Raw genomic sequence first — 20403 nt, 5'->3', positions numbered from 1 at the left:
AATGGGATCCGGTTACCGTCAGGAAATAGGCCAGAAGCAGGGGCTGTTTATAAATGCGCGCATGCGCCAGTCTCTCCAGATCCTGCAATTTTCCAATACGGAACTGCAGGAATTCCTGGCAAATGAAGTTGAAAAAAATCCGGTCCTGGAACCGATGGATGATTCAGATGCGGGGATACCGCCCCCTCAATCAAAGACTGATGACAGGATACCTTCACTGCCCCATAGCAATATCGGTCCGGGCAGCCAAAACTGGACATCCGACAGCGGGTTGGATGACGGCGTATCCCGCATTGCAGGTACAGTCCCACCTTTGCGTGAGCGGTTATTCGAACAGTTGATCCTGTCCGGCTGCTCCCTTGAGGAACGCGAAATTGGCGCCCACCTGATCAGCGGACTCGACGGGGCTGGTCGTCTTTCAATCTTGCCCGAGAAAATAGCTGCATGGCTGCACGTTCCTGTCGGGCATGTCGATACCGTACGTCAACGGATGATGCGTTTCGAGCCTGCGGGCCTGTTCGCCCTTTCCTTGCAGGAATGCCTGAGGGTCCAGTTAGAAGAACGTAATCGTATGGATCCTGCAATGGCCAAGCTGCTCGATCATCTCGATATGCTCGCCCGATATGACCTGAAAGGACTATGCCAGTTATGTGAAGTGGATCTCGAAGACATGCATGGCATGATTTCTGATCTGCGTTCACTCAATCCCAAACCTGGCATGGAAACGACAGATGAATGCCTGACCGCGGTTATACCAGATATCCTGCTGGAACAGTCACCTGCTTCTGAATGGATATTGGAACTAAATCCCGTTACCACACCAAACGTCGTACTTAATAGCGCACTGATTACACGCCTTTCGTTACGCGCGCAGCCAAAGGAGCATGCTTTTTTATCAGAACATCTGACAAATGCGAACTGGTTGATACGTTCCCTTCAGCAACGCAGTATAACAATACTGCGCGTCGCGACAGAGATTATACGACGACAGGAAAAATTCCTGACACAGGGACCTTCTGGTCTGGTCCCTCTGACCTTACGCATGGTCGCTGAAAGCCTGGGCGTGCACGAGAGTACGGTAAGCAGGGTATCTGCCAATAAATATATAGCCACGACACGCGGCACACTCCCCCTCAAGTTCTTTTTTGTTGCTGCATTATCGGGAGAAAATGGAGAAATGCACAGCAATGCCGCCATACAGGTCAAAATTCGTCAGATGATAACAAATGAGAATCCTGCGTCGCCTCTTTCCGACGATATAATTACGACACGTTTACGTAAAGATGGAATAGATATAGCACGTCGCACTGTCGCAAAATATCGGGAATCCATAGGCTTTCCCAACTCGGTTCAACGACGGCAACGTGCTGTCGGTTCATCAGGCTTCTTATAGGATGCTATGGTTTCCCAAAATTTCGCATCGTCATATTTCAACCAAAACCACAGATATGCGACGCTGAACAAAGCAATGATAGAAGCAACAGGATTCTATATATCCGCTGCGCCAACATGATATTCCTGCTGCCTTATGTGTCCATTTAATAATAAGGAAACCCGATCAGGCATAAAATTCGAATTTCTTCATCTTGGACTGATGTGACGCACAAATCATTCCATAGTATATACCATCAATGCACTGCTGTCATGACATTACGAATATTGCTATAATTTCTGATAAATACTCTTATTTTTACGTTATGAAAATAACATAACGTATAGCTACAGGAGAGAAATCATGTCCAAATGGACTGGCCTTTGGCGCGTACAGGGCCACAACAAAGAATCCAATCGTGTCGTTGTATTGAAAGGCGATATGGAAGATGAAATCCATGAAAAAGACTACATCGAAAACAAGATCACACCACCATTAGAAGACCTTGAATGGAGAAAAAAGTAGGAAAATAGTTAAGTGTCGCCTAAAAGGCGACACTTTCTTAATTAAGAATATTTATTTATTTGTTTAAAAATCACTCACTACACATCCATGCCATAACAAATATAATTCAGCCAATATCAAGAACCAATTGCCTTATCATACTTGATAAATACCAGAGCTTCCTGTGCTTATATTAATGAATATCCTGCGTTTTTGAGGTGTCAGCACATTCCCATGCAGAGAAATAATCGAGGCGTTAACTTATGCGTTCCCACGTTGCTCCAACGGATCGGTGCGCGCTCTTCCGCAGCAACATCTTGCGCCTGATAAAACCTGTTCGACAAACGGTATTGCGAGGCTTCAGCATCAATTTTCGTGCTGTTGATCGACACCATGTCTGGGTGTAACGGGCACGACCGCATTACCATTGATGAGACGGCAGCCACGTCACTCCTGATCGTGCCGGTTACCACTCAACCGCCCGAAAGCCGATGACACACTGTCCGGTAACGTGATGGGCCGCCCGCACAGTCAACCGGGTTGCTGGCAATGCGTGGTGGAATGGATGACATCTGCCTGCCCGAAGGCCAGCGGCTGGGCACGCAGGCTTGCCCGTGCCGGATCGTTGACCATGGCAACGTGACGATAGAACGTGGACGGGGCAATCGGCAAAACGCGACAGATTGGCTCGCCCTGTAATCGGCACGGTAGGCCTCAATAAACGCGAACATTTGCGAGACGGTGATCAAACTCCGTCATGACAAAATATACCGGGGCAGTTTATCCTCGGCGTTCCATGGCAATGGCACGCTCCATGCCAGCCAGCGGGGCTAGAGTCAGGACTCGCAGATCAGAGCCAGGAGATGACGGTAGCAGCGAGTGCAATGGCAGAGAAGAAGGCTGTGGGGCACCTGTCGTAGCGGGTCGCAACGCGGCGCCAGTCCTTGAGGCGTCCGAATATGATCTCTATGCGGTTGCGCCGTTTGTAGCGGCGCCTGTCGTATTTGACGGCCTTGTTCCGGGATTTTTCGGCCCGAGATGCAGGGCTTGATGCCCTTTTCCTGCAAGGCGTCCCTGAACCAGTCGGCATCATAGCCCCGGTCGGCGAGCAGCCATTGAGCCTTCGGCAACTCATCAAGCAGAGCAGCGGCAGCGATATAATCACTGACGTGGCCTGCCGTCATGAAGAAGCTCAAAGGGCGACCGTTCGCATCGGTAATGGCATGAAGTTTAGTGTTCGTACCGCCTTTCGTGCAGCAAATCAGGCGGCCCGCATGCTTTTTTACCTGCAGGCTGGAAGCCGTGCGGCGCGCCTTCAGATAAGTCGCGTCGATTATCACCGTCTTGCGCCCGGAAGTCTCGGGCGCAGCCAGACCGTCCATCATCCGCAGGAAGACGCCCTTGTCGCCACCCTGCTTCCAGCGATTGTAGAGCGTCTTGTGTGGTCCATAGTCTTTTGGCGCATCCCGCCAACGCAGCCCATTGCGATTGACGAAAATAATTCCGTTTAGCACCCGACGATCATCCACCCGGCACTTGCCGTGACTTTACGGCTCAAGCCGCGCCATCTGCTCGTCCGCCAGCCAGAACAAATCACTCATCCCTCAGGCTCCTTCACGGGAAGCCCGAATCACGCCAGCCCTAAAAAATCAATGGGTCCTGACCCTAATCCATTGAACCGGGCACTGTTCTATAAGCCAGAAATTTCCTGCCTTACGGAAGGCAGGCACGGGACACGTCATTGGAAGGGAATATCGAAGGCTGTCACTTCTCAGGCATACGCACCGCAGTAACCTCGATTTCAACCAGCCAGCCCGGATTGGCCAGATGGGCAACACCAAAGGCCGAGCGGACCGGTAGATTTGGCTGTTTGTCGGTACCATAAAACTGGGTATAGGCTTTCATCATTCCGTCAAAATCGAGCTTGCCCAGCTTCGGGTCCTCGGCCATGTAAATGTGCATCTGCACGACATCCCCCATGCCCAGCCCCAGTTTTTTCAGTTCGTCCTGGATACGCTGCAACGAGGCATAGGTCTGGGCCTGGGTGTTACCATAGGCAGCAAGGCTGTGCGGGTCCGCCTTTCCGTCCTTTACGGGCGCCCCCATGCCGCTAAGATAAATCGTGCTAGCTCCCGCCGGAACCTCGATGGCGGAGGCAATGGGGAACTTGCCTTCGACGTGGCGCACGATGCCATCATTGGCACTGGCAGGGAACGCCGCTGCCATGCCCGTCATGATGGCGAGACCCGCAATTGTCTTTTTAAGGTCGAACATCTGTTTACTGCTCCTGTGGTGGCGTGGCGGGTCGCTGGGCGGCGACATCGGCCGGTGTTATGGCATCCGTATAATGATTATCAAAATGCGTGCGGATGTAATTTACCACATTGGCTATCTGGTCGTCTTTCAGCATGCCCGAAAACCATGGCATGCCGCCATATCCGTTCATGATCACATAAACCGGATAAGCACTGCTCTTCAGTTTGGCGTTGCCGGCAAAGGCAGGGAATTGCGCGCCGGCTCCGGTCGCCCCCTTGCCATCGGGCATGTGACAACCCTGGCAGACATGACGATACACATCCTCGCCCGTGGTCAGGGGCTGGACCTCGCCCACGACCGCACTGGCGCTATCCGCCTGTGCGGGATGGGTGGTGCCCAAGAGCGACAGGGAAGCAATAAAAGAAAGGAAAAGGATCTTGCGCATCAGCTGGCTCCCTGTGCCCGTTTATGCAATTGGGTTACCGCATCCAGCGCGGACAGGATGGCCCCTTCCTGCCAGCAGCCCACATAAGATGCGTGCTCACCCGCCAGCACGACGCGGTTATCCATGGTGCACAGCGCCTTATAATGGGTCTTGCGGGCCTGTTCGCTCCACATGGAACAACAGCCCATGGTCCACGGCACACGGCTCCATGCGAAACTGACGCCATTGGAAAATTCCTTGCGGTACTGTTTGTGAAAAACCTCTCCCTGCGCCAGGGCATGTTCGATGCGTTCCTGCGGGGACATGCCTGCAAAATCGTACGCTGCCGGGCCAAACATGTAGCCCCCCAACAGCACTGCGGGACCGCGCGAAAAATAACCATGGCTGGGATAGGAAATCTGGCTGATCGGCTGGTCGGTAAAGCTGATGCCACCATAAATCTGGTCGTCTTCTTCCCAGAAGCGGCGCCTGAACTCCAGCCCCAGCTTGACCGAGGACGCATAAGGCACCGCCATGATCGCGGCCTTCAGCGGTGCACTGACCTGCACGTCAAGCTGCGAGAGCACAGGCAGCGGAATGGTACATATACAGTAATCGGCCTGTGCCTCCCGCACAGCACCAGCGTGGGCCATGTCATTATAAGTCACCCTTACGCCCTTGTCGTCCTGCTGGATGGATGTAACCTTGCAGTTCAGGGTAATCAGGTCTTTTACCTGCCGGTTGAAGCCCTTGCCGATCATATCCATGCCGCCCACGGGCTGGAACATCGTGGTCTGCATGTCCAGGCGCTCATGAAAGGCAAGCCACGTCCACAGGCCGGAACGCATGATATCCTTGCGGGCAAACGGCTCGGACGGGGTGGGCGCTCCGTTTATGCCGCCGCCAAGTGCCTTTGCATAGCCGCGTGTCTCGGAACTGATGGTACCCTTGGTGTAATTCAGATTGGCATCAAGACTGCCCCACTGCCGCATGGCTGTCATGACATGATCGTGTTCATCTGCCGAAACCATGTCATCCAGCTTATGCTGGTTGATCGCCTTGCCCAGCAGTTCCGCCGTGAAACCATGAAAATCCGAGGCGAATTCCCGGTACCGGACCGGCTTGCCGTCAAACGCCCTGCTAGAATGGAGCCATGAATTGTGGTTCAGCTCCACAAATGGTTCCAGTTCCACCCCGAATTCACGACAATAATGCAGCAGGCCCTGATGGTGATAAGGAATGCGCCACGGACCCGGATTGATGTAATTGCCTGATGCGAAACCGACCTTCTGGATGGCACCCCCCAGTTCGGTTACGGTATCGCCCCCGCGCAGGCTGATGTTACGGCCACCGGCACGGTTCTGGAATTCCAGAACCTGGACATGGTAGCCAGCCTTGCGCAGTTCATAGGCGGCAAGCATGCCCGCAAGCCCTGCCCCCAGGACCAGCACACGTGTGCCGCGTTTTGCACCCGACAGGACGGGGGGCGATGTAAAATCCGTACCCTGCGCATGCCCCATGGAAGTCATGGCCTGATACAGGGCGGCACTACCGGCAATCGTGCCAATACGGGTTAAAAGTTGCCTGCGTGTGGGCGCCTTGCGCGGATGAGCGTTTGTCACCAGAAAATTCCCATAATAACAACCATGATGAATCCGGCCTGCCTGGTCCGGACAGATACGACCGGGAAAGCAGTACAGGTGGATATGAAGATCATGCCTCCAGATACAGGCGGATTGAAGGCTGGCCGCCGGAAACAGCCGGGCAGTCTGCCCGCCATAAGTAAAATACCCATGACGCCGGTCATGGGTATTTTATCGCATCTGTCAGACAGGTTTAGAAGTTAGCATTAAGACGACCGTAATAATACCCGCCATACATGGGGATCTGGGCAGAATCCTCATCATAGGGCATTGCGCCCAGTGCATTGAGCGCCTGCGGGACCATACGTGGACGCACATTGAATACGTTATTGGCGCCAACCGCCATGTGCCAGTTCTTCTTGAAACGAACGCCAATTTCAATATCCGTCAGCCAGTGTGGCGTATTGATGAACTGTTGCAGGGCGTTGTTGGAATACTGTAGGGCCGAAGGCCCCCAGTCCTGATATTGCATCATGTCGCTAGTCTGGCCATAGCGGGTCTGGCGAATATTAAAATCCCAGTTCTTGTAGGTATAATAAGCGTTGAGAATGATCTTGCTACGGGGATAATCGGTCGTGATTGCCGCGATGTCCGAAAGATTCAGGTCCGCGCCATTATGATGCAGCCGGGTGCGGTTGAGGTCGATCGACATCGACAGTGCCAGATTGCCGTATTGATGGAAGCGGAACATGTAATCCGCCTTGATGTCCACACCCTGTGTACGGGTGCTGGCGCCATTCGTGAAATAGTCGGCATAGACATCGTTGTAACCGGTAAAGCCGGTTGGCAGGGACGCCAGTTGGGCAATAGCCTGCGCCGCTACCGCGCCCTGCGTCGTATTACCGTAAGGGGTAGAGCCACCGAAGTTCGTGTCCTGCACTATGCGGTCGCGCATATTGATCTGATAGACGTCGGCTTCAACGTGGAAACCATCGACAGGTTCCAGCACGATGCCACCGCTGACGCTGGTCGAACGTTCGGGTTTCAGCTTGGTTGCGCCAATGGCCTGGGCGGCCGAGGAATCAGCGGCCAGCAGGCCACTGGCGCCCGTGGGCGAAACATTGACGGCGCTGAAATGTGATTCAGCCAGTGTCGGGGCACGGAAGCCCGTGCTGATGGTACCACGGATGGCAATACGCTTGGTGAAGTTGTAACGTGTTGAAATCTTGCCGTTTTCCGTATTACCTACGTCGGTATAATGCTCCAGTCGTCCGGCAAAATCCAGTTCCCACTTCTTGGTCAGGCGGAAATCACCATCCAGGTACCACGCCCAGATATCACGGTACCATGTGCCAGCCGATCCCGGGGAGATGCCAGCATAGCCCTGTGTGCCGCCTCCCATATACGAGACGGGATTACCGGCGGTGATGTTGTAGGATTCCATCCGTTCTTCAGCGCCGAAAGCGAGCGTCATCGGCACGACGTTCCCGATCTTGAAACGACGACGGAAATCGGCGTTGTTGGTCCACTGCACCATGCTGTAGCTTTCAGCCCGTGCCTTACGGGGGCTGGAACCGTAATCAGTAACATAAGACGTGTTAAGGGTATTCTTGTTGCCGATCTTGTCGATATCTTCACCATAGGTGGAACTGATATCCCAGTTGAAGCCCATGAAGTTGTCACCCTTCAGGCCCAATGTGGCGGCAAAATCGTTTTCTTCCATGGTTTCCAGTGGTGAGAAACCATAGGGTGCAATGGCAGCGCAAGCCTCGCAGGAGCCACCTACAGTCGGAGTACGATAGTTTTCATAAGCTTCCGCATGACGATGGGCGTAGGTAATCAGCCCGTAGAAATTGATTCCGGGCGTAAACTGCTTGCCCCATTCAATCGCCAGGTTTTCGCGCGTTTCTTCCGGCGTGCTCATAATCATGTTGGAGCGTGTTGAAATCTTGCCAGCATTGACGCCGGTATAGGTCGCACTGCTGGCATCGGCAGGCTGGGAACCAAGCAGACGATGGTCCCGTGCATTGTTGGCCACGAAATGGTCCGTATGGTACATCTGGCCGCTGATATGCAGGAAACCATCCTGCCCCAGCTTCATGCCGCCATCGGCATTGAGCTGGTAGCCCCAGCCATCACCGTTATAGGCATTCGCGCCGGTCTGGCCGCTCAGGTTCAGGCCATGATCCTGTTTCTTGGTGATGATATTAACCACACCGGCAATCGCGTCCGAGCCATACATGGCAGCCGCGCCGTCTTCCAGCACTTCGATATGATCAATGGCGTTGGCTGGAATCATATTCAGGTCAACCGGGGTCGAACCTGAATCCGGGCCTGAATCAGCATAAAGGTTGGCCGTCGTATGGCGGCGCTTGCCATCAACAAGAACCAGCACTTCGTTCGGATTCAGACCACGCATGCGAATGGCGGATGTCAAGGCGCCCGCATCGGCACCCATCGTACTGACATTGATCGAAGCATAGGTACGGGTCAGGGCGTCGGCCAGGTTCATCTGGCCCGACCGGCGCAGGGTTGCCGCGCTGACAACCGAGACGGGACTTATACTGTCACGCGCCTTCCGGTTGACTGTATGTGTGCCGGTTGACACATTTATTGTTTCCACTCCGGAACTATTTACCCCTCCATTATTCTCTTGCTTCAGGTTATGCGCAGCACGTGTCTGAGCCTGTGCTGTCGTTGCGCGACGTGCGCGGGCTGTCCCGTTTTTTCCTGAGTTCTGTTCCCCTGTACCAGAATTTTCATTGGGTGTGGCGGCTGCTGCTCCGAAAGAAACAAAAGAGCAGATGGTCATAATATAGGAAAGAAGTCGTCTGTTCATGATGCCCCGCGATTCTTCTATCGCTCTATGATATTAACGGATCGCAATGTTTATCGAGAAAAAAATGCCCGCCACATCGTTCTGATTCCGGTATGTTGCAACAATGCGACACTTTGCTGATACATCACATTATATTTACAATCACGAGAACCAGACAGAAGCCGGCCCAGAAATGGCAAGCAATGAATGGCCTGTGCATGAACATGAAGTGAGAACCCTGATTGGAATGTTAGGGTCAGATCTCGTTACTTCATGATCACGATGTCATTCCACCCCTCCATAAGGGACTGGAATGAACAGACTACTGTTGCTTAACTACGAACCATTGAGGATTCTACAGCCACCATTACCCATGTGTGGGATTTACGCCGTGTTGATGGCCGTCAGGTCATCGCCGGGATGACTTATGTGATCCATAACAGCCTGTGGTGGAAAAAGGCACCCGGAGGGTTCGGATCACACGCTGAATTCGAAGCTTCATGTGTCGTCCGTGATAATGTGGGGCGTCCTGTTGCCATGCTGCTGCCAGTCCTGCCGGATGCCCGCTATCTGATTGCGGCCGTGGGATCGATCATGGCCGCAAATGATTTATCTGCCCTGTCGCAGCGCATGGCGATGCGCTTGAACGCCTTGAGCTTGCAGAAGCAGTTCTCGACGGGATGGCACGCTTTGAACAAGGGCCTATCAAACGGGCGTCCATCGCTGCAGGCGGCTCCAATTTCATCGCCGCATATCCCGTATGGGTGCCATGCCCAATGCCGTCAATGACAACGTGTGTCCCTGTCAGGTATCGTCGCGCGCGACCCAGACGTCACCATCCTTGACATATTTGCGTTTCACCGCCGCCCATGCGACGCGATTGGCGGCGACTTCCGGGTCCTCGCCTTTGGCGCCATATTCGGTCCAGGCATTGTTGAACGCCGCGCGGAAAATTTCCTGGGCATGAATGGGTAGATGCAGGCGGACCCGATCGGGCAGATCGTCGATTGAGGAATAGGGCATCACCGCGCTCCGCTGGTCATGATTTCACGTATCTTATGAAGACATCTCAGGAAACTATCAGGTCATATCACAGTTGGTCGGCTGTCGCCCTGCGCTGGATCAAGGTGCGTCAGCGTGTTTTTGCGCTCAACTGGTGATCATGCCGGAAATGGCCCGCAGGGAAGGAAGTTGCCCATGCCCAAAGATGCAACGCTCCACCAACGTCACATCACGCCGGAACTGGTTGCGGCACTCGCCCGGCATGGAGAACCGCTTCCCCCACCGGAAGAAAGTGAGGCATTCGGCGCCTTCTTCGATCGCTTCGGCGATGCGCGTGTCGTCCTGCTTGGCGAGGCAACGCATGGCACGTCCGAATTCTACCGTGCCCGTGCCGCCATTACGCGACGACTGATCGAGCGCCACGGCTTCACCATCGTCGCGGTTGAAGCCGACTGGCCGGATGCCGCGCGCATTGATGATTATGTCCGCCATCACGCCGCCCGTCCATGGCGCGGGCCGGCCTTCACACGCTTTCCCACATGGATGTGGCGCAATACCGAGGTCGCGGCGTTCGTGGACTGGCTGCGCGGCCATAACGAAGGTAGCACCAGTGCCGACAGGGTTTCGTTCCATGGCCTTGACATATACAGCCTTGGTGAATCGATCCACGCCGTGCTGACATATCTGGACCGGGTAAACCCCGAAGCGGCCGCTGCCGCGCGCCGGCGCTATGCCCGCCTTACGCCATGGCAGGACCAGCCTGCCGCCTATGGAAGCGCGGTCGTTGTCCATGGACGCGATAGCTGCGAGGATGCAGTGGTCGCCCAACTGCGCGAATTGCTTGTCCATCGGCTGGACTACATGCGCAATGATGGCGAGGCATGGTTCGACGCAGTACAGAATGCCCGCGTGGTTCGTGCCGCCGAAAGCTATTACCGCGTGATGTACCAAGGCTCGACCGAAAGCTGGAACCTGCGCGACCGGCATATGTTTTCCACCCTGCAAGCCCTGCTTGCCCATCGCGGAGATGGCGCGAAGGCCGTTGTCTGGGCACACAACTCACATGTTGGCAACGCGGCCGCGACGGCGATGGGCTGGGAAGGCCAGTTCAATATTGGCGAACTGTGTCGCATGGCCCATGGCGATGAGGCCGTACTGATCGGCTTCGGCACCGATACCGGCACGGTAGCCGCAGCCAGCGACTGGGATCAGCCGATGGAGGTCAAGACCGTCCGCCCAGCCCGGCCTGATAGCTATGAACATGCGTTCCTGCGCGCGGGCCATGATCGTGCGCTTACCGAATGGCGCAACCGGAAGGGACCGCTGGCCCGGATACTCCAGGCCTCGCTGGCGCGCGAGCGGGCAATTGGCGTGGTCTACCGACCGGAAACCGAGTTGCAGAGCCATTATTTCGATGCCGCTCTGGCCGAGCAGTTCGATGCCTGGGTCTGGTTTGCCCATACGGCTGCCGTCACACCGCTGGACGGCGGCAGGCCGCATGGTGCACCGGAAACATGGCCCTTCGGCCTGTGATCATGTCGGGTCCCATTATCTCCGGCGCGCCGGAATTCCGCGACCGGCACGAAGCCGGGCGGCGACTGGCAACCATGCTCGTCCCGCTGACCCCAACGCATCCGGTGGTACTGGCCCTGCCACGCGGCGGGGTGCCGGTCGCGTTCGAGGTCGCGCGCCGTCTTCATGCGCCGCTTGGGCTGCTGTTCGCACGCAAGATCGGCATGCCCGGCGCGGAGGAGTTCGGACTGGGCGCCATCGCGGCCGAGGGAAAGGAACATGCCGAGCCGGTGCTGGATGAGGCATTGATGCGGCAAGTGGGCATCACGCGCGAAGCGCTGGTACCCGCAATACGACACCAACGCGCGGAAATCGCCCGGCAGCAGGCGGAATATGGCAGTGCGACTCCCCCGATCGACGGACGGGTCGTAGTGGTGGTCGATGACGGGATCGCCACCGGCGGCACGATGCGTGCGGCATTGCGAGTGGTGCGCCATCATGGCGCCCTGCGGGTCGTGCTCGCCGTGCCTGTAGCAGCCCGCGAGACCCTGGCCGATCTGGCGGCGGAATGCGACGACCTTGTGTGCCTGGCCACACCGTCTGATTTCCGGGCGGTTGGTATTCATTATGCCGATTTTCGGCAGGTCGAGGACAGTGAGGTGCGGACTCTCCTGGCACAGGCCCGCACCGTGCCATGACGGAAGCCCTCCGGATGCATCTCTCCCCTGCTGGCCGCTACGGATCACATAAATGATCCTGCTGATGATCTGATGGTTATCCACCACGGCGTAAATCCCGGGCACGGGGTAATCATGACTGCAGAACCTTCATCTGCGCGCGGCTCTGCATCAGCAGCGCCCGTGCGGCTATCCCCGATATCGCCGCACCGACAGGGCCTGTCCGTTTCCTGTTCCCTTCGGAAGCAGAATCAGTAGCCCGATGATGCCCGTGACCGCAAAGATTGCACCATTGTAAAAGACAGCCGCATGGCCGACACGATCCCACAGCTCTCCGGCTATCACGCTAGCCACCAGTTGGAGCAGACCTGTAGTAGCGCTATACCAGCCTATCCCTGTCGCACGCAGGTCCGTCGGCACGAGATCAGCCGCCAGTGCCTTGCCAACACTACGCGCAATCCCCTGATACACGCCATAAACGACAAACAACCCTGCGGTCAGCATGATATTCCTGGACACGGCAAAGCCGAGATAGGCAATCAGGAATACGATGAACGAGACGAGCAGTAATGCCCTTCGCCCCCATTGGTCGGAAAGGTACCCGGCCGGATAGGAGACCAGCGCCGCCACCAGATTGAAGGCCGAATAGATCAGGATGGTGGTTGCAAGGGACACGCCGGCATCGCGTGTCCGCAGGATCAGGAACGCGTTGCTGGAACCACCAATACCGAACAATGCGGTTACCAACAGATATTTCCAGTAAATGACCGGAAATTGTTCAGGGCCAGCACCGAGTCTGGATCTGGTCGCCACCGCTTCCTGATTTTCCTTCACGAACAGGACCATGCAAAATGCCAGCAGCCCGGGAATAAGGGCAAGATAAAAAATTGACCGTATTCCGATCTGGGACAGGGACAGCAGGAATGCCGCAAGCAAAGGACCAAAAAAGGCGCCCGCATTGTCCCCTGCCCCTTCGAACCCGAATGCCCTGCCCCGATCCTTTTCACCCACCGAAGAGGCTATAAGTGCGTCCCGTGGCGCCGAGCGCGTGCCCGTGCCCAACCGGTCCAGCATCCGTGCCCCGAACAGGTCCATCCAGCCTGTGGAAAGCCCCATTAGGGGCTTGGAAAATGCTGCCAGAAGATAGCCGACCAGGGCGATTGTTTTACGCTTTCGCACCCTGTCCGACAGCGTGCCCGAAAGACCTTGGGCGATATTCTGCGTCGCCTGGGCGCAGCCATCCATTAACCCGAGAATGCTGCCCGAAGCCCCAAGCATTTGCGTCAGGAAAACCGGCAGGACCGGATAAAGCATCTCTGTCGAAATGTCGGTAAACAGGCTGGCGACGGCCAGAAGGACCACGTTCCTTGAAAGTCCGGCGAAGCATGCGCAGGGCATCTGTCGATCCACCCATAATGGCTTTATCCTTCTTGACCGGAAAAGGTCCTGCGTATTCCAGAGTTGCAGGAGTGGTGCCCTTATGGCCAAAAAATTGATAGCCTTCGCAGGCTAGCCAAGGCTGGAGAGAGACGGCGCGGATCACCATCCCATCGCGTTCAGGCGTTCAGGCGTTCAGGCGTTCAGGCGTTCACAAGGTTAAGGGAAAGTCGTCGCAAGATACCTCGAATCTTACCTGCCTGACCAAAAAATCAGGTGCGGCCACCTGATGGTGATGGTGCGAACTTGGATGGCGATCTGAGGATGCGCGTTCTGGAAGCCGCGTTCAATGTCGGAGAGCGTCGTGTTAAGCGTTTCACACCCATCATCACAAGGTCACGACTGACAGCCACCACCAGTCTGGCATTGTGACTAACCTTCCCGGCGATTTCCTTGCTGACGGGGCCAACCGGAAATGAGCGGGAGATATCGGTCATATCTGGACTGCCGAAGGCTGGCTCTACCTGCCTGTCGTCATCGATTTGTTCAGTGATCGGGTGGGCCACAAGCAACCGGATTGCAGTAAAAAACCAACACGTATTGCATATTTTCATGGCATATCCTGCACCATATGCAACTGAGCGGACTCCGATGTCACGGCATACATTCAGTTGGCGCGGGTCGGCTTCATCAGGGCCAGGTAACACAGTCCTCCGGTCAGGCAACCTATGAACCATGCAAATCCGGACAGGGCTGACAACGCAGGCACGAACACGCTTGTCCCCCCGATCACCACTGCGACAAGCAGGGCAAGGACCGCCGCCGGGTTAATCCCATTGCGGTACCAGTAACAGCCTTGCGGGTCAGTTGTATAAAGGGCCGCGACATCGACCTGACGGCGACGCACGATATAGTAGTCGCACACAAGGATGCCGAATAACGGGCCGATAAACGTTGCCAGCACATCCAGTGTAAGATGCATGACCTGGGAGCTGCCATACAGCTTCCATGGCATGATGACGATGGAGCCTGCCGCCGCGATCATGCCGCCGCCGCGCAGGCTGATATGCCGGGGCGAGAGGTTGGAAAAGTCAAATGAGGCCGAGACGAAATTGGCCACGATATTGATGCCCGCCGTGGCAATGATGAAGGTCAGCATGCCGAATATGACCGCCGTCAGGCTATCGATATGCGCCACTGTTTCCACCGGATCGATCATGACATGGCCAAAGGCCGGGGCCGTCAGGGCAATGGTGCAGATCGTAAGCGCTGAAAACCCGATGAAATTGAACGGCAGTCCCCAGAAATTGCCGCGCCTGATATCCGATGTACTGCGCCCATAGCGGGCGAAGTCACCAAAATTGAGCATAGGCCCCGAAAAATAGGAGACGACAAGCGCCACGGCATTCACAATGGCCCATACAAGTGCGCTACCATGCAGTACTGCGCCAGCACCGGTAATATGGAAGGAAAAATGTTGCCATCCCACACGCCGGAGCAGATACAGGTCCAGCGCGATCATGATGGCATATACGGTAGGCCCCGCCAATTCGATAAACCTGCGGATTGTCTCGATCCCCCGCCAGAAAATCACGGCCTGCACCAGCCAAAGCAGACCAAACGCGGCCCATCCCACGGCCGAAAGCCCCAGCATGCCATGCAGTCCGACCTGTGCCCATGGCGTCAGGTCTGGGGCAAGCCGCAGGGCCAGCACGACCAGCGCGTTCGATGCCAGCCACGTTTGTATGCCGTACCAGCACACGGCTATCACGCCACGTATCAGCGCGGGAATATTGGCGCCCAGCACACCAAAGGACATGCGGCATACAACTGGAAACGGCGTGCCTGTGCGCTGGCTGGGTACTGCTACAAGGTTGCACAGGGCATTTACGATCAGGACGCCAAGTAGTAGGGCGGCAAAAACCAGCCCCGAAGGCAGGCCGAGCGTAAAGAGGTTCCCTGCCGTAACATAGCCGCCAACGCTATGTACGTCCGACATCCAGAACGAGAGATAATCGTACCAGTTCCAGTCCTGTCTTGCCGCAGGTAACAGGTCGCGGTTGCGCAACCTGTCATCCTGCCCCCTTGGCTGTGTGACCGGGGAAGATGGAACCGCGTCCGGCGGCCGTGCCTGCATATTCATACACATACCCCCCGTAGGCCAGTATGCTTGGGTGTGGCCGCCATGTGAAGGTCATGCCAGCCTGTGGAACCCATGATACGACGTCCGTTCAGAAACCGGCCCGGAAAGTCACAACCGCCGAGAAACGCCCCAGTGTATTATAGGTGGGGGCCGTGCCTTGAACCTTGCCAATGGTAGTATTGGTCAGGCTGATGCTGTTGATGGCGGAATAGGCATGGGTATCAATCATGTTGTTGACCCACAGCATGATTTCAGGGCTTTTGAGAAAGCTTAGCCCACGTCCGACCAGACTGTTGCGCGGCAGGCGCGCGCCGACCGTTGCATTCATGGTGTAAAGGGACGGTAGGGCTTCCTGGTTCATGAAAGTTGAATACTGCTTGGAAAAGTAATTCAGGCCATAATTCCAGAAGAAAATACCATTATCCCAATCCACCCCGAGCGAGGCCGCCCATGTGGGCGTATCGACCGCCATCTTGCCCTTGGTGGGCAGGCCCTGGATATTATTGTCGATGGTTGAGTGCAGGTACTGCATGGACGCATAGGGGCGGAAATGATGGATGGGCCGCGTGCCGATTTCCGCGTCAAACCCGTTCGTAGTCTGGTTGCCCGCGTCAATAACCTGCCCGATTGCCTCGTTACCAAGGAACATTGATGTCGAGACCTGATGATGCGACAGGTTATAATGGAAATATGTAAAGGACCCGATGATGTATTTACCGGTGTAGCGCATGCCGACTTCTTCGGTAATGTTATATTCATCATGGATATGGGTCTGGCCCTGATTGGCGATCTGCCCGGTATTGGGGTTGATGGTTGTGATCATGGCGCTGTCAGGTGGTGCCTTGGCGCCAGTGGAAACCCCGCCGAAAATCTGCACATACTTGTTTAGCTGGAAATGGCCGCCAAGCGTGGGGAGGGGCATGAACTCGTTGGCGCTGACCTTACGCTGCAGGCCCGGAATGTTGTCGGTGCCGTCACGATGGATCATGGTGACGCGCATGCCGCCATCAAGCACCAGCCGCCCGTTGAGCAACGTAACTGTATCGCCCACATAGATCCCGTTGACAGTGGAAATGTCACTGTAGTTCTGGGAATAGAACACCTTGCCATTCGCCAGCCGCAACGAATCGCGTGCCCGCCCCCATGATGTCGTCGGGTCGCCCGCGCTGCTGACGCCAGTATAGCCGACAAGATTGGTCGAATTATCATAATCGAACCAGTAACCAAGATAGATATGGTGGTGGCCGACCTTGTAACTCAGCTTGGCATTCACGCCGCCGCGCATTTCATTCAGGCTGCTGTACTGTTCGGTCACGCCATATGTCTGCCCCGCGATCTGACCAGGAATGGAAATGGACTGCGGGGTGCTGCCATAGCCGTCATAAACCTGATCGTTCAGATTGAAGCCCGAACCATAAACTTTCTGGTTGGCGGCCACGTAGGGCGTAACGTCCAGCGCCAGCCGCCCGAAGTTGAAGTGCGAGGGTGCCGCGATGTTGAAAGTCTTGGAATGCAACCAGTTCAGCTTCCAATAATCGGTACCACCTGCAGCGTCATTGAGGTTGTAGGAACCGGCCAGTTCGTTCTTCAGCCCCTTCTGCTTCCAACTCGCCATGGTCATGTCCCAGTAAGGTTCGTTACCGATAATACCGCGCGTGAAGCCACCGACCAATGATACGCGGTTGCCATCGCCCCATTCCTTGATGATCTTGAAATCGATATGCTTGAAGTCTTCCTGACCGGGACCATGATAGAATGTGTCATGTTGGTTGGAGAACGAGATGTAGGAACGGATGCCCGTCTTGCCCCACTCACCCGTATCCACGCGCAGGAACTGGCGGGTATAGTCACGGTTGCCCACGCCCACATCCCCCAGTCCCCCGAATTTCTTGGAGGGATCGCGGGTCTTGAATTCGAACATGCCGCCCGAACCGTTGATGGCGGGCGTATCGAGGTTGGATGAGCCGGGCTGCACGGAAACGCTGCCGATATTCTCGCTATCCGTAACCCACGCCACGTCAAGGTTGTAGCCACCAATACTGCTTAGCGGCATGCCTTCCCATACATTGGCGATCTGGTCCTGCGTCAGGCCACGCATGCTCAGGGCGGATTTTTCATGACCTGCGGGGTCAGTGTTCGCCACCACGATACCCGGCAGCAGCTTGACGGCATTATAGGCGTTCTGCGCGGGCGACTGCTTCATGATGTAATCGGGGGTAACGGTACTGCGCGCCTTGGGGGCAGTCTGTTTCTGGATTAGGCCGCCACCGGGTGCGCGTCCGGTCACGCCATCGGCCGAATGCACGACACTGGCCCCCACCCGGATCTGTTCAACCCCGCCCGTGGCCCGGACACCCTGCGGCTGTACCATGCCGGTATGCGGCGTTGTGGCACGACGAACGTGCTGCGCAGGCGCGACATGTGCCGATACCGTGCGGGCCAGGACGCGCCCACATGGCGTAATCAACACCAGTGCGGTTGTAAGCGCCAGAAAAACCCGATGGCTGGAGGTCTGAGCGGAAAAACGGAGTAGCGGGGCACTCCGCCTGGAGGGATACGATCCGGTCAGGCTTTTTCCGTCAAGGCACATTGCCGGTGTCCTTATTCTTTATCCAGCACGATGGGCGGGATTACGATATGGAACGATACTTGAGAGAAATATCTCTCGTTACAGATGTAAAATAATACCGGTTCAAAATATGTGTCAACGCATATTGTTTACAAAAATAGATTTCAATTCTGGTCGACGCAGATATCCGCCCCAGATGCCAGATAACGCTGCAGTTCAGGCGACAGGCCCACCGTTTCCATGCGGTTCCGATAGGGCATGCACCGCACGGGACGCGATAACAGATGACGGGCTTCCTGCAGGCTTTCATGCAGGGAACACATGACGGGCGCGGCCACGTCTGGCGCGATCCGCGCGGCAAAGCCGGCAAGTCCCGCGCCGCCAAGCACCACACGGGCCGCTCCGTCCTCATGCACGGCTTCGTTGCAGGCCCGCGCAATCTGGCGACAGGCGGCCAGGCCCCCGTATGCCAGCACATTGCCCGCGGCAGGCAAGATACGGATGGAAGCCAGCCGTGCGCTCAATCCCATGGCCTGTATCAGATTGACCAGCATGGGCTTCCATTCCCGGCCGCCGGTCACGATGGAGAAGTGCCCTGGCAACCGTGCCGCCCGCATAAGCGAAGCCTGCGCCATTCCAATAACCGGCACCGGACAGATGCTGGCCAGTGCGTCCCGCCCCGGATCGCCAAAACAGGCCACCAGCACCCCATCAAACGGTCCGTGCGCACACGCCAGCGCATCCAGCACGGCATGACCCGCAATCGTGACGGAAACATGGTTGGTAATGTAGCGCGCCCCGAAACGGGCAGTTACAGCTTCAATCGCGACAGCACCGGCAAACTGGGCTTCCGCATGGGTCACCATGCGGTACGTCATATCTGTATCGGTATTGGGATTGATAAGCAGCAGGCGCGGCACGGGCAGGCATCCAATCATGATTAGACGGGTCATATCAGTGACCTCGTATCAGTCAGTATGATTTGGAAACTCGTTTCGTCAACCATTATTGTTTACAATACTATACCCCCTTGACGGAAATGCCAGACTGCCCCAACAGAAATGCGTTTCAGCTGAAAGGGAGGGGAGACGCAGGCTATGGGATCATCTGCCAAGGAAGAAGCGCGCATTGCTGATGCCTTGTGCAAGGCGGTCCTTGAACGTAAGCTTGCACCGGGCAGCAAGCTGCCCGAGGAAGAACTGGCCCAGATCTTCCGCTCCAACCGGGCCAAGATCCGCCGGGTGCTGCTCTCGCTGTCGCGCTCCCATATCGTCACGCTGGAACCGGGGCGTGGGGCATTTGTCAGTCGTCCTTCCCCACAGGAAGCGCGTGACGTGCTAGCCAGCCGCCGCCTGATCGAAGTCAGTCTGCTGGCGCACCCCTATCGCAAGTTATCCGCACAGGGGGCGACGCGGCTGCGCAGGATCATGGCGCAGGAAGCCGAGGCACATGAGGCGCACGACGCAATTGCCATGATCTATATCTCCGGTCAGTTTCATCTCACACTGATCGAGGAGCTGGGCAACAGGGTGCTGAAAAGCATTACCGACGAACTGATCCTGCGCATGTCGCTCATCATTACGATGTATGAGCGGCATAACACGACCTGCTGTCTGTCTTCCGATCATCATGATCTGCTGGAACTGCTGCTGGCAGATAATTATGCCGAGGCATCAGCCCTCATGGCACGGCATCTGGAAGGGATTGAAAGCTGCCTTGATTTTCATCGTGAGCCTGTCACCACCACCATACTGAGCCAGATCCTAAAACCCCTTCGGGACTAAGATCCCTTTAGCAGGCTGTCGGGTTGGGGTACCAACCTCTGGCGATCTGGGATAAGCTTTCAGGATGAGCAGCTTCATTCCGTTTGATCGATCGCAGCCGTATCTTCTGCCGCCGGATCTGAAGTCATGGCTGCCGTCGGACGATGTGGCGCATTTCATCGTGGCGGCGGTAGAGCGGGTGCCGTTGAGGGCATTTTCCGTTCCTGTGCGGACTGGCGGCAAGGCGCAGTATCATCCGCGCCTGATGCTGGCGCTGCTGATCTACGCCTATGCGAACGGCGCGTTCTCATCGCGTCGGATCGAACGGGCGACGTATCGTGACATCGGTATGCGCTTTGTGGCGGCGAACCTGCATCCTGACCATGACACGATCGCGGTGTTC

Annotated in this window: 16 protein-coding genes, 1 pseudogene and 1 other annotated feature; of the genes and pseudogenes, 7 read left to right on the top strand and 10 right to left on the bottom strand. The window is 56.2% G+C overall.

The genetic code is table 11. From position 1 onward, the window contains the following. Position 1: 1 nt before the first annotated feature. Together rpoN and CFR76_RS18100 are read left to right on the top strand one after the other, a co-directional pair. Positions 2-1393, top strand: coding sequence for an RNA polymerase factor sigma-54 (rpoN, locus tag CFR76_RS12270; protein ID WP_110557294.1), 1392 nt, complete (start codon positions 2-4; stop codon positions 1391-1393). Between the two features lie 342 nt (positions 1394-1735). Continuing rightward, on the top strand, positions 1736-1897 hold the full coding sequence (locus CFR76_RS18100) for a hypothetical protein (RefSeq protein WP_167402127.1): 162 nt from the start codon (positions 1736-1738) through the stop codon (positions 1895-1897). Positions 1898-2533: 636 nt separating this feature from the next. Then, positions 2534-2648, bottom strand: a sequence feature (AL1L pseudoknot). Between the two features lie 78 nt (positions 2649-2726). Here the strand turns inward: CFR76_RS18100 and CFR76_RS12265 are convergent. From CFR76_RS12265 to CFR76_RS12240, 5 genes and pseudogenes are all read right to left on the bottom strand, one after another. Next, positions 2727-3477, bottom strand: a pseudogene (locus CFR76_RS12265) (IS5 family transposase). A gap of 163 nt (positions 3478-3640) precedes the next feature. After that, entirely contained in the window at positions 3641-4150 is a 510-nt protein-coding gene (locus CFR76_RS12260; protein ID WP_110557293.1) for a RidA family protein, read from the bottom strand. 4 nt (positions 4151-4154) lie between these two features. Continuing rightward, positions 4155-4577 (bottom strand): c-type cytochrome, encoded by a 423-nt coding sequence (locus CFR76_RS12255; RefSeq protein WP_110557292.1) that lies wholly within the window; start codon positions 4575-4577, stop codon positions 4155-4157. After that, positions 4577-6178: a flavin monoamine oxidase family protein gene (locus CFR76_RS12250; RefSeq protein WP_110557291.1), complete on the bottom strand. Its 1602-nt coding sequence runs from the start codon at positions 6176-6178 to the stop codon at positions 4577-4579. The genes CFR76_RS12255 and CFR76_RS12250 overlap by 1 nt, the downstream gene beginning before the upstream one ends. A 214-nt stretch (positions 6179-6392) precedes the next feature. Beyond that, entirely contained in the window at positions 6393-8978 is a 2586-nt protein-coding gene (locus CFR76_RS12240) for a TonB-dependent receptor plug domain-containing protein (protein ID WP_408884370.1), read from the bottom strand. A 399-nt stretch (positions 8979-9377) separates the two neighbouring features. On the opposite strand from CFR76_RS12240, the gene CFR76_RS17765 reads away from it, so the two are divergent. Beyond that, positions 9378-9746 (top strand): hypothetical protein, encoded by a 369-nt coding sequence (locus CFR76_RS17765; RefSeq protein WP_146222674.1) that lies wholly within the window; start codon positions 9378-9380, stop codon positions 9744-9746. Between the two features lie 15 nt (positions 9747-9761). Here CFR76_RS17765 and CFR76_RS12235 read toward each other — a convergent pair whose 3' ends face one another. After that, on the bottom strand, positions 9762-9980 hold the full coding sequence (locus CFR76_RS12235) for a ChaB family protein (protein ID WP_110557289.1): 219 nt from the start codon (positions 9978-9980) through the stop codon (positions 9762-9764). Between the two features lie 174 nt (positions 9981-10154). On the opposite strand from CFR76_RS12235, the gene CFR76_RS12230 reads away from it, so the two are divergent. Both CFR76_RS12230 and CFR76_RS12225 read left to right on the top strand, forming a co-directional pair. After that, the gene (locus CFR76_RS12230; protein ID WP_110557288.1) at positions 10155-11492 is read left to right on the top strand and encodes an erythromycin esterase family protein; all 1338 of its coding nucleotides are present in this window, start codon (positions 10155-10157) and stop codon (positions 11490-11492) included. Then, positions 11474-12169 (top strand): phosphoribosyltransferase, encoded by a 696-nt coding sequence (locus CFR76_RS12225; RefSeq protein ID WP_244191921.1) that lies wholly within the window; start codon positions 11474-11476, stop codon positions 12167-12169. Before CFR76_RS12230 ends, CFR76_RS12225 begins: the two co-directional genes overlap by 19 nt. A gap of 168 nt (positions 12170-12337) precedes the next feature. Here the strand turns inward: CFR76_RS12225 and CFR76_RS12220 are convergent, their stop codons facing one another. The 4 genes from CFR76_RS12220 to CFR76_RS12205 all read right to left on the bottom strand — a co-directional run bounded on the left by CFR76_RS12220 (position 12338) and on the right by CFR76_RS12205 (position 19190). Further along, positions 12338-13510: an MFS transporter gene (locus tag CFR76_RS12220; RefSeq protein ID WP_244191920.1), complete on the bottom strand. Its 1173-nt coding sequence runs from the start codon at positions 13508-13510 to the stop codon at positions 12338-12340. A 682-nt stretch (positions 13511-14192) separates the two neighbouring features. Then, complete coding sequence (locus tag CFR76_RS12215; RefSeq protein ID WP_110557286.1) at positions 14193-15668, bottom strand: NCS1 family nucleobase:cation symporter-1; 1476 nt, start codon at positions 15666-15668, stop codon at positions 14193-14195. Positions 15669-15756: 88 nt separating this feature from the next. Then, a complete protein-coding gene (locus tag CFR76_RS12210; RefSeq protein ID WP_244191919.1) occupies positions 15757-18039 on the bottom strand; it encodes a TonB-dependent receptor in 2283 nt (760 codons plus the stop codon). A gap of 362 nt (positions 18040-18401) precedes the next feature. Further along, entirely contained in the window at positions 18402-19190 is a 789-nt protein-coding gene (locus CFR76_RS12205; RefSeq protein ID WP_110557284.1) for an aspartate/glutamate racemase family protein, read from the bottom strand. Positions 19191-19334: 144 nt separating this feature from the next. On the opposite strand from CFR76_RS12205, the gene CFR76_RS12200 reads away from it, so the two are divergent. Beyond that, positions 19335-20021: a GntR family transcriptional regulator gene (locus CFR76_RS12200; RefSeq protein ID WP_110557283.1), complete on the top strand. Its 687-nt coding sequence runs from the start codon at positions 19335-19337 to the stop codon at positions 20019-20021. 64 nt (positions 20022-20085) lie between these two features. Then, positions 20086-20403: transposase (locus tag CFR76_RS12195; RefSeq protein ID WP_146222673.1), on the top strand; the 318-nt coding region annotated here is incomplete at its 3' end.

Source organism: Komagataeibacter swingsii, assembly GCF_003207895.1.
GTDB classification, from domain to species: Bacteria; Pseudomonadota; Alphaproteobacteria; order Acetobacterales; family Acetobacteraceae; genus Komagataeibacter; species Komagataeibacter swingsii.
The sequence above is the reverse complement of the archived record's forward strand: the minus strand, read 5'-3'. Positions and strand labels throughout refer to the sequence as shown.

Coding starts and splice junctions, on each gene's coding strand:
- CFR76_RS12260 (WP_110557293.1), bottom strand. CDS start 4,150: ATGTTCGACCTTAAAAAGACAATTGCGGGTCTCGCCATCATGACGGGC.
- CFR76_RS18100 (WP_167402127.1), top strand. CDS start 1,736: ATGTCCAAATGGACTGGCCTTTGGCGCGTACAGGGCCACAACAAAGAA.
- CFR76_RS12215 (WP_110557286.1), bottom strand. CDS start 15,668: ATGAATATGCAGGCACGGCCGCCGGACGCGGTTCCATCTTCCCCGGTC.
- CFR76_RS12210 (WP_244191919.1), bottom strand. CDS start 18,039: ATGGTACAGCCGCAGGGTGTCCGGGCCACGGGCGGGGTTGAACAGATC.
- CFR76_RS12235 (WP_110557289.1), bottom strand. CDS start 9,980: ATGCCCTATTCCTCAATCGACGATCTGCCCGATCGGGTCCGCCTGCAT.
- CFR76_RS12255 (WP_110557292.1), bottom strand. CDS start 4,577: ATGCGCAAGATCCTTTTCCTTTCTTTTATTGCTTCCCTGTCGCTCTTG.
- CFR76_RS12225 (WP_244191921.1), top strand. CDS start 11,474: ATGGCCCTTCGGCCTGTGATCATGTCGGGTCCCATTATCTCCGGCGCG.
- CFR76_RS12240 (WP_408884370.1), bottom strand. CDS start 8,978: ATGAACAGACGACTTCTTTCCTATATTATGACCATCTGCTCTTTTGTT.
- CFR76_RS12230 (WP_110557288.1), top strand. CDS start 10,155: ATGCCCAAAGATGCAACGCTCCACCAACGTCACATCACGCCGGAACTG.
- CFR76_RS17765 (WP_146222674.1), top strand. CDS start 9,378: ATGACTTATGTGATCCATAACAGCCTGTGGTGGAAAAAGGCACCCGGA.
- CFR76_RS12200 (WP_110557283.1), top strand. CDS start 19,335: ATGGGATCATCTGCCAAGGAAGAAGCGCGCATTGCTGATGCCTTGTGC.
- rpoN (WP_110557294.1), top strand. CDS start 2: ATGGGATCCGGTTACCGTCAGGAAATAGGCCAGAAGCAGGGGCTGTTT.
- CFR76_RS12205 (WP_110557284.1), bottom strand. CDS start 19,190: ATGACCCGTCTAATCATGATTGGATGCCTGCCCGTGCCGCGCCTGCTG.